We start from the raw sequence: 582 nt of genomic DNA, 5'->3' as shown, positions 1-582 counted from the left end.
GCGCAACGGGTGGATTATTCGCTGGCGCGACTGTCGCATTATACGGCGACCGATCCGAACCACTTCCAGAACCACGTGCTGTTCACCAACTACCAGTTCTATGTCTCGGAATTTGAAAACTACGCCCGGGCGCAATTGGCAGATCCCGAGAGCGGCTATACCAGCTTTGTCTCGACTGGGAATGCCGAGATCACCGACCCGGATGGCGTCCTTGAACAGCCGCTGAAACTGCCGCAGATGCCGACCTATCACCTGAAACGCGCGGATGGGTCGGGGATCACGCTGGTCAATATCGGTGTGGGGCCGTCGAATGCCAAAACCGCGACAGACCATATCGCGGTGCTGCGCCCCCATGCCTGGCTGATGGTGGGTCACTGCGCGGGTTTGCGGAACACGCAGGCGTTGGGCGATTTCGTCCTTGCCCATGCCTATCTGCGCGAAGACAAAGTGCTGGACGACGATCTGCCGGTCTGGGTGCCGATCCCGCCACTGGCCGAGATTCAGGTGGCGCTGGAACAGGCCGTGGCCGAGGGCACCGAACTTGCGGGTTATGAGTTGAAACGGATCATGCGCACCGGCACC

At 60.5% G+C, this 582-nt stretch carries 1 protein-coding gene; it reads left to right on the top strand.

Features of this window, described 5'->3' with window-relative positions:
* Positions 1 to 582 (top strand): AMP nucleosidase (locus ACR0E6_RS22765; RefSeq protein WP_480587682.1); only part of this gene is annotated, 582 nt, incomplete at both ends.

Source organism: Ruegeria sp. AP12 (genome assembly GCF_056540025.1).
The sequence above is the reverse complement of the archived record's forward strand: the minus strand, read 5'-3'. Positions and strand labels throughout refer to the sequence as shown.